General features: G+C 32.1%; 10 protein-coding genes. All 10 read right to left on the bottom strand.

All coding sequences use genetic code 11. The annotated features are described in order from the left end of the window. Positions 1-90: 90 nt before the first annotated feature. Positions 91-639: a Gmad2 immunoglobulin-like domain-containing protein gene (locus F8154_RS14320; RefSeq protein WP_151862305.1), complete on the bottom strand. Its 549-nt coding sequence runs from the start codon at positions 637-639 to the stop codon at positions 91-93. A 178-nt stretch (positions 640-817) separates the two neighbouring features. Further along, positions 818-2,467, bottom strand: a complete 1,650-nt coding sequence (locus F8154_RS14325) for a putative ABC transporter permease subunit (RefSeq protein WP_151862306.1) — start codon at positions 2,465-2,467, stop codon at positions 818-820. A gap of 6 nt (positions 2,468-2,473) precedes the next feature. After that, complete coding sequence (locus tag F8154_RS14330; RefSeq protein WP_151862307.1) at positions 2,474-3,211, bottom strand: ABC transporter ATP-binding protein; 738 nt, start codon at positions 3,209-3,211, stop codon at positions 2,474-2,476. A gap of 75 nt (positions 3,212-3,286) precedes the next feature. Beyond that, positions 3,287-3,709 carry a hypothetical protein gene (locus F8154_RS14335; RefSeq protein ID WP_151862308.1) on the bottom strand — a complete coding sequence of 141 codons (423 nt, stop codon included), beginning with the start codon at positions 3,707-3,709 and terminating at the stop codon, positions 3,287-3,289. Next, positions 3,699-3,920, bottom strand: a complete 222-nt coding sequence (locus tag F8154_RS14340; RefSeq protein ID WP_151862309.1) for a helix-turn-helix transcriptional regulator — start codon at positions 3,918-3,920, stop codon at positions 3,699-3,701. Before F8154_RS14340 ends, F8154_RS14335 begins: the two co-directional genes overlap by 11 nt. Before the next feature lie 464 nt (positions 3,921-4,384). Continuing rightward, positions 4,385-4,627 carry a hypothetical protein gene (locus F8154_RS14345; protein WP_192930323.1) on the bottom strand — a complete coding sequence of 81 codons (243 nt, stop codon included), beginning with the start codon at positions 4,625-4,627 and terminating at the stop codon, positions 4,385-4,387. 536 nt (positions 4,628-5,163) lie between these two features. Further along, positions 5,164-5,373 (bottom strand): hypothetical protein, encoded by a 210-nt coding sequence (locus F8154_RS14350; protein ID WP_151862311.1) that lies wholly within the window; start codon positions 5,371-5,373, stop codon positions 5,164-5,166. Positions 5,374-5,493: 120 nt separating this feature from the next. Then, positions 5,494-5,946 carry a hypothetical protein gene (locus tag F8154_RS14355; protein ID WP_151862312.1) on the bottom strand — a complete coding sequence of 151 codons (453 nt, stop codon included), beginning with the start codon at positions 5,944-5,946 and terminating at the stop codon, positions 5,494-5,496. Between the two features lie 156 nt (positions 5,947-6,102). Further along, positions 6,103-6,717 carry a hypothetical protein gene (locus tag F8154_RS14360; protein ID WP_151862313.1) on the bottom strand — a complete coding sequence of 205 codons (615 nt, stop codon included), beginning with the start codon at positions 6,715-6,717 and terminating at the stop codon, positions 6,103-6,105. A gap of 338 nt (positions 6,718-7,055) precedes the next feature. Further along, complete coding sequence (locus F8154_RS15695; RefSeq protein WP_279237218.1) at positions 7,056-7,199, bottom strand: ATP-binding protein; 144 nt, start codon at positions 7,197-7,199, stop codon at positions 7,056-7,058. Positions 7,200-7,202 lie beyond the last annotated feature (3 nt).

Consider the following 7,202-nt stretch of genomic DNA (forward strand, 5'->3'; position numbering starts at 1 on the left):
TTACGCAGTCTGCCGGTTCTTGTAAACCACAGGAACCGTCCCTGTGGTCTATGGTCTATATATTGAGAAAATCTTTTCAACTTAATTGTTTTATTGAATAATCTTAACAGGAATGATTAATTCATTTCTTCTAGAGCCGTCTTTTGCACTTTCTTCATATAAAATAACACTTCCTGAATCATTAGCTACTTCTTTATCAAGTTGTATAACAATCTCAAATTCTCCCCATCCTGGCGCACCTTCTGTAGCTGTTGTAAAACCTTTATCAAGGATATTGTGACCATCTTCAAACTCATATAATACAGTACCTTCAAAAATCCTCGCTAACCCCTTTACAACTATTTTTTCCTTTACTTCAGCATTAGGGGCTGGCTGATAGATCCGAAATACATCATTTTCTATGACAATCTTCCTTGAATCGACTTTACCATCAGATGGATCATCTTCTACATTATTCTCACTATCATCATTTGCATCAATATTAGTGTACTCTGAATTTTGTTGATTATTATGTGTCTCATTATTTATCTCTTCGTTATTGGACTCATTATTTTCATCAGGAATTGTAAAATCTTGAGTACATGCCGTATAAACAGAGATACTAATAATCATGGCCATTAAAAATATTGTTTTTTTCATTATAAAATCACCAGTCCTTATTCAATTTGTTTATTATATATCTTTCATAGTATCATCAAATTTTTCAGAATAATTTCAATGCTTTTAATAACCCCCTCCTCCCTTAATATATCTAGCATAATAGCCCCTTTTTTATTAAAGTAATTATGTAAATATGATTTGCTGTGAGAATCATATTTTATATTTCCAACTGTTTCCACACCCTTATAAAGACTTTTCTTGATAACAAAAATGCTGCTACTACTGTTGTAACCGAAAGTATAATTACAATAGAAGGATTTAAGATAGCACTAATATTCGATAGAATAATAATCTCAGACACAAAATCTTTAGCTAGAAATAAAGCTATACTTCCAGCAGATAAAATGCCATAAAGTACAGGTAGTACTATAGTAATAATGTTCCCTAAAAAAGCATTATTCTCAAAAAAATCAGTTAATGCTAATAGTTCACCTGCTATATATATTGCTGAACTTCCATAAAGTATAAAAAACATGCCCAAGATTGATAGTAATATCAATTGTATGCTTAAGCCATTTACTACTGAATATGCAATAATACCCACAATACTTATGATATAAGCTGGGATGAAAAACATATTACACTGTATGTTAAATACCTTTCCCCCTTCTAATGGCATAACCTTGAGAAGCCAGTAACGTTTCTTCCAAAGACTTTTATCCTTCATTATGTCAGCGGGTATAAATAGAATCGAGACAGCAATAATATTAAATATTGACGCGATAGTTGTTAACAAAGAAGCACCTAGCAATGGATTGTTGGAGAATAGATCCCCATATAAAAAAGTAAATATCGCGAACAAATAGAAAAAAAACATAAAGGCTGATGCCATAATCATTTCATTATTTCTAATTGCCATCTTCCATTCAGTTTTTATCCACTCGATTATCTCATTCCTTTTGGCTTCTTTGCAGTTATCAGATTCAATTACTTTCTTCTTACTAACTTTGGATTCAATAAACTGGTTTATTGCCCACCCCTCAAAAAACATTCTTTTTGATATCATAAATGCAATCGTTATAAACAAAATTGATATTATCAATAAAAACAGCATAGCATATGCAGGCCTCTCACCAATAACCATAGAATAAAAAAGTCTTATACTCGCTGTTATAGGAACTATATCAGACACCCATGGTTTTTCTAATAATTCAATAACCTTAATTATATAAGTAGTGGATACGTCCTGTGTTCTAGCAAAAAGTACTGCAAAAAATATATTTATAGCAAAAGTAACAATTGATGTTAATATGTTGAATACTTTTGCTGATACTATTTTTGACCCTACCATAGCAGCCATAACACCAATTGCACAAGGTATTATCGAGATAATAATATATAAAGGTATTATTGAAATGTAATAAATCAATGGGGCGTTTACCCACATACCTAATGCTACAAGGAAAGGGAAAAACAAAAAAAGCATAGATTTAATACTGCTAATTATATGTTCAAAAAACTTAAATAAAAAAACATAATTTAATGGAACGGGTATTGTGATTAAATAATTCATATCAGGCGATTTATAAAAATTTCGAATAAAGGTGCTGATACTCTGTACAAATGATGTAAGATATATCCAGATAACAGCCACAAAAAAGAATACAATTAGTATACCATTAACCATCTCATCCGAAATGGCTATATTACTAAAAATATTTTTGTAAAGTATGTTAATTAATACTATCTGACCAATTATTATTGCTATTGCTATTGATAGTGTCCTCACAAATACTTTTGCATCTTTCCACAAACTATTTTTTAAGACTAAAAATCGCAATTTTATAAACCACTTAATATAACTCATGTTACTTTAACCCTCCTTCCTACTTTCAGTTATAGTCAAGAAAATATCCTCAAGTGTTGACCCAAATGCTTTATATTTTTCTTTCAGCTCCTCAAATGAACCTTCTGCTAACAATTCACCGTGATTTATTATACCAATTCTGTCACATAGTTTTTCAGCAATTTCTAGCACATGAGTTGTGAATAAAACTGCCGAACCTTCATCAGCATACTTTCTAAACAAATCTTTGGCAGCTCTTGCGCTTGAAGCATCTAGACCATTTGTAGGTTCATCAAGAAAGATAACTGAAGGATTGTGCAGAAGCGCAGCACAGAGAGTAATTTTCCTTCTCATACCATGTGAATATGTTCCGATGAGCTTATCGGCAACATTCGTCATATGAAGTTCTTCTAGTAAAGAATTAATCTTTCTTACTGTATCATTATTTTTTCTTTTCATATAAACATCTGAAACCACATTTAGAAATTCTCTACCCGTGAGCTTATTATATAAATATGGATTATCAGGGACATAGCCAAAATTTTTCTTGGCTTCTAGTGGCTGACTTACAATATCATAACCACAAATTTTAATAACTCCTGAAGTGGGCTTTAGAAGTCCAGTACATGCTTTTATTGTTGTCGTCTTACCTGCTCCGTTGTGCCCTAAAAAACCATATATCTCTCCTGGTTTTATTTTAAAACTAATATTCTTAACCGCTTCCTTTTTTCCATAGTTTTTTACAAGATTATTGACCTCTAACATAAAAAGTACTCCTCCCAATAATTTCTACTTTAAACGGATTTACCATAAATATTTGCTATTATTACTCATGGTACTCTACATATTTCTTTTTTCCCATAATCGCAGAATAATCTTATATAGAAAAAATAGAGATAGCGTACCCAAAAAACTCACTGAAAAACCGCCAAAAATACCTCTAAAATTCATCCCTATCTTTGAAAAAACAGTAAGCGCTGTTAGTATGCCGGTCAATAATGGAATTAGAAAAACAAAGTAAATCTGCTCTTTTTTGTTCATTGGAACAGGGTACGTCATTGGAATACCTTTAATGGCTAAAGCAAAAAATTGAGCTAATGATGCAATAAACCAAACTAAAAAGAAGTCGAGTGTATCCATAAGAGTTTGATTCAAGATAAACCACCGATACAATAGCACTGCAAATATTCCAAACCAAAAAATCGTATAGCCAATGCTTTTGGCTATTTTAACATCTGCACTTACTCTCTCATCATTTTTCATTTTCATCCTCCTCTAACCAAAATAATTGATCAAGAGACTTATTTAGAACTTTGCATAACTTAAGCCCTAAGGCTATTGTTGGGTTATATTTCTCTTTCTCTATAAGACCAATCGTTTGTCTTGTTACACCTACTTTTTCAGCAAGCTCTTCTTGAGTGAGTTGTTTTTCATTACGACTCAGTTTAACACTGTTCTTAACTATATAAATCACCTCGATTTCGAATAATCAAATGCAAAATATATATTCCACATGATTGTAATATATATTTTGCATTTAGTCAAGGAGAAAAATCAATTCACTTTATTCTAGCTGCTTTCTGGTCCAATGCAACTGCAATTATATGAAAAGCAAAACAACTCATACATTTTTCAATAATCATCACCAGTTGTGACCAAAAGATATTATATATTTTGCTGTGATTGCACTTGAGTATTATATATATCATTCCGTTCATTAATACCGTTAATGCTCAATTTGATTTTTCTATTATGGTGTAACCTTAATAAAACCCACAACTCTTTTATGAGTCATGGGTTATTTCAATCCGTTTTTCATACTTCAATTTCAATGCCCCATTTAAAGCTTATCGTAAAGTGATCTATTGAACCACAGAACCACAGGGACGGTTCTTGCGGTTATTTTTCTTATAAAATATATACTATGCTTTTGATTGCCTAATCATCTTTAATTCGCTTTTTCTCATTTATATCTAAACTCACTCTATCATTTTTTTCTTCGTGGAATTTAGTAAATTCACTTATAGTTTTTTTTCTGTTAGTATTAAATATCTTAAATGTAAAATCACTATCTATAATTCTAGCTTTATCTGTATACTCACAGTAGCTGCTCCATTTATAGTCTTTTATATGCTCCACTATACCAGCACTTAATGGATTTTGATGTATATACCTTAACACTGTAGGTAAATATTGATCATCCTCTATTACTTAACTTTTATCTCAGCGGCGTTACTAACACTCCCGCATCTTAAGCGGGAGATAAGTGCCGCCAAGCTTCGAAATAAGTGCAACTATAGTTCAGGTGGAGTTAAAACTCCATCTAAACTAAATTTTCTTTATATCTATCTTGGAACAAATGATCTACTCGATCATATTTGAAGAAATACCAATATACATAGCTTTCTCCTATTCGCCTCATTGTAATTCTATATCTTCTTTTTCTTCTATAAGCAAAATATGGATATGGTTTCCCAATAAACAGTATGCGTATATCCTGTATTCACTTTTATCTTTGCATTCTAAGATAGTTTCTAAAAACTATCATTATCTTTTTTATCTTCTATTATTGCTTAAATATTGATTTCCCTAAAATTATATGATAGATTTCTGTCTCACTTTTCTTTCTAGCATTTTTCAGCATATTATCAGTCTAGGCTATTCTAGCTTCCTTAGATCTTAACCACAGGAACCGTCTGTGGTTATGTAACATTATGTCAATTTCCCCAAATATTAAAGAAAAACAATGAGCTTAATCCCATAATTACAATACCAACCACTAGTAAAAAAGTATGTACCTTTTCTCCCCATAATATCTTGCTTCTAGCAACCAGAAGTTTGTAAATTATAAATTCGCTTTTTCTAATTGCAGATACGAATAGAAAAAGGCCTATCAAAAGCATCAAACTTCCCCATAAATTATTCATAACACTCCTCCTCGATTTCAAGTTTTCATATGTACTTCTATGGGTTTAACTATTACTGTCTATAACTCATATTGCCTGCAAATTTCTATCAGAACTTCTGACTAAGTGTGGCTACTAAATTTAGTAATATTCCTTTGAATCTTCATCTGGTTCTTGAGCTTCATTACCAGCCATCAAGTCTCGAATCCATATTGGTACATTTTGCAGAGGCTTTTTTTCCTTAAGATGATTGATCACTTCTTCTATGTCTTCATCGCGCCAGAATCTATCTCGAATGTAGCATCTGCGGCAACAGTAATTGCTACTCTTTGATTTGTTCTCAAACTCAGTTCCACAGTAATAGCATACATGCTGGTAGATAACTGGATTCTTATGTTCCCATTCTCTTTTACATTCTGTAGAGCAATATGTCTTTGGGCGCCCTTTCAGCTTCTTCTGATTTATTCGTTTGCCACAATTCTTATAGTGTTCTCTAATAACTTTTTCAGGCTTTGGATTACTATAGTCCTGTCCATAGCCATCTAGTCCTCTACTCTTAGAAAAATTCCTGACACTATCTCTGCTTAGGTCCATAGCAGTGGCTATGCTGCGATAGCCAATATCTAACTTCCGAGTTCAATGATTTTCTCTTTTTGCTCATTGGTCATTAGCATTACCTCCAATCCTTTGATTGGTATCTAGTAATGCGATAAAGTTTTTGAAAAGTCAAGTATGTTAGCCTATAATAAGTTATTTGATTTTGCGGAATAAATAGTTTTCAGCTGTTAGCTTATACTTCGGTCCTTTCATCTTCTCTTTGACTTTTACTAAATCAACATTTTTACTTCTTGGTAATACAAAATAATCATCCAGTTTGGTATCCATGATCCTATTGTTCTTGCCCATGACTCCAAGGAATTCAAAATCATCATCAAATCTGGATAAAGTGGCATCTCCATGACTATCATTGCACAACAAAATGCCACCTGTATTTAAATACTTTTTCGTTGCTTGCCCAACAAAGCCTGCATATTGAGAAATTATCAAATCAACAGGTTTAACATCTAATTCTCCTGTATAATCTTGACCCATGAAAACTATGTCACAAGGTTTTTCATACTCTTTATTCTCAGTGATATATTTTTTTATCATTTCCATGTCCTTAAAGAAATTAACTGCTCCTTTGAAGTTATCAACATAAATTACCTTAGGTATAACCAAAGATGGTGCAATATCAATATGGCTTCCTGGATACAGAGCACTTGTTACGCCATACCTCTTAGCAACTATTCTGTAGAGTTCTGTTCTATTTCCTATCTTGTCTCGATATTCATAATATTCCTCAATAGTATTTCTGTTTTTCAATAAACTACACCTCTCTTTACTTTTGATTCTTATAAAATCGTTTAATTAAATACTTTTCCCGCTGTCCTACCAATTAATCTGCAAAATTGATCCCAATTATCCGCCGAACCATAGGCCGAACCATAGGGACGGTTCTTACGGTTAATTTTTCTTATAAAATATATACTATGATTTCTATTGCCTAATCATCTTTAATTCGCTTTTTCTCATTTATATCTAAACACACTATATCACTTTTTCCTTCGTGGAATTTAACAAGTTCACTTATAGCTGTTTTTTGCAAGGGGAAATTCCTCACTTTTGTAAAAGTTTTTTCCCCAGGCACCTGTGGGGAATTATTATGTTAATCGAATGAGTGAATTTTTCATTCGATCGCTATCACCGTTGAATATAAGAAGATAGCAGTGATGTATAAGTCTATCTAGTAGGGCACTTCTCATTTGTTCATCATAAAGTACAGTTGCCCAACGCGTAAATTCAATATT

Source organism: Alkaliphilus pronyensis (assembly GCF_009017275.1).
GTDB lineage: Bacteria > Bacillota > Clostridia > Peptostreptococcales > Natronincolaceae > Alkaliphilus_C > Alkaliphilus_C pronyensis.

Excerpts from the sequence above, each read along its gene's own strand:
- F8154_RS14355 (WP_151862312.1), bottom strand. The coding sequence starts at position 5,946 with ATGGACCTAAGCAGAGATAGTGTCAGGAATTTTTCTAAGAGTAGAGGA.
- F8154_RS14325 (WP_151862306.1), bottom strand. The coding sequence starts at position 2,467 with ATGAGTTATATTAAGTGGTTTATAAAATTGCGATTTTTAGTCTTAAAA.
- F8154_RS14330 (WP_151862307.1), bottom strand. The coding sequence starts at position 3,211 with ATGTTAGAGGTCAATAATCTTGTAAAAAACTATGGAAAAAAGGAAGCG.
- F8154_RS14320 (WP_151862305.1), bottom strand. The coding sequence starts at position 639 with ATGAAAAAAACAATATTTTTAATGGCCATGATTATTAGTATCTCTGTT.
- F8154_RS14350 (WP_151862311.1), bottom strand. The coding sequence starts at position 5,373 with ATGAATAATTTATGGGGAAGTTTGATGCTTTTGATAGGCCTTTTTCTA.
- F8154_RS14335 (WP_151862308.1), bottom strand. The coding sequence starts at position 3,709 with ATGAAAAATGATGAGAGAGTAAGTGCAGATGTTAAAATAGCCAAAAGC.